Source organism: Amycolatopsis sp. NPDC003676, assembly GCF_053587275.1.
Map to the genome: position 1 here is coordinate 1 of NZ_JBSFNS010000438.1, position 1,038 is coordinate 1,038.

1 protein-coding gene and 1 pseudogene are annotated in these 1,038 nt (G+C 72.8%); one reads left to right on the forward strand and one right to left on the reverse strand.

Translation table 11 applies throughout. The annotated features are described in order from the left end of the window. Nucleotides 1-249: pseudogene (locus ACWDNU_RS47040) on the forward strand (hypothetical protein); the annotation flags it as partial. Between the two features lie 40 nt (nt 250-289). Here ACWDNU_RS47040 and ACWDNU_RS47045 read toward each other — a convergent pair. Then, nucleotides 290-1,038, reverse strand: a 749-nt coding sequence (locus tag ACWDNU_RS47045) for an ESX secretion-associated protein EspG (RefSeq protein WP_449673605.1), incomplete at its 5' end; no start/stop codon positions are given.

Genomic DNA, 1,038 nt, shown 5'->3' on the forward strand with positions numbered 1-1,038 from the left:
CCAGCCGCGACGGCGGCGACCACGACCCGCCCGCGAAGGGCGGAGGAGGGCGGGGACGCCGACGCGATGCGCACCGTGGCGTCGCTCGCCGAAGACCTTGCCCTGCAACCGTTCCCGGCCGGTGGCCTCCATCGGGCGAAATACCTGGAGGCCACCTCGGTCTTCACCGTCGGCCTGTGGTTCGCCGGGGCGAACGCGCGGGCCATGCTGCCACCGCTGTCGGCGGCGTTCGCGGTGGCCGACGCCTAGGCCCAGCCGCAAAACCCCAGCAGGACAAGCGTTCCGGATCTCAGTCGCCGCGCGCGGGAGCGGTCGCGATGGCTTCGATGGCGTCGATCAGGCGTTGCTTGCCCGCTGGTTCGATATGCAGATCCTGGAATCGCCGGTAGCTCAGGTAGCGGCCGTCGTCGGTGACGTCGAGCCAGGTCAGGTACCGGGCCGGGGTCGCGCGCTCGGCGTGCAGGCCCACCCTGGCCTCGATGTACCCGGACGCCGCGCGCGGCGACGCGGTGAGCCGGTGCATCCGCTCGGCGACGGAATCCGCTGCGCGCTGCCAGGATTCGAAGTGCGCGGCCAGGCGGTCGACGTCCTCGACGAGGTGGCCCGCCTGTCCCGCGGGCAGCTCGCCGAGGAAGGAGGCGAAGGCGCGCGTCACCATCCCGGCGCTGCCGGAGAACACCTCGACACTGTTGTCGTCGTACTGCCGGATCACGACACCGCGCTCCCCCGACCGCGCGCCATAGGCCCGCAGCCGGGGCCCGGCCTGATCGAAGACCGCCATTGCGGTGTCCGGTCGCGCCGCGTGCCGCAACACCGCGGTCAGATCGGGGTCGGCGCCGGTCGGCCAGAGCTGCGCCGCGGCGCGGGCCAATTCCTCGTAGCGGCCCTGGGTCGGAGCGTCCGAAAACACGGTCAACGGGAAGGGGTACCGGTCGGCGCCGGTCTCCCCCTGCCAGACGAAGGCGAACTCGTCGGCGGTGAAGGTCCAGCTCACGATGCCCCCGCGCCGCCCTGGTCCGCGACCCGCGTCGACGGCGC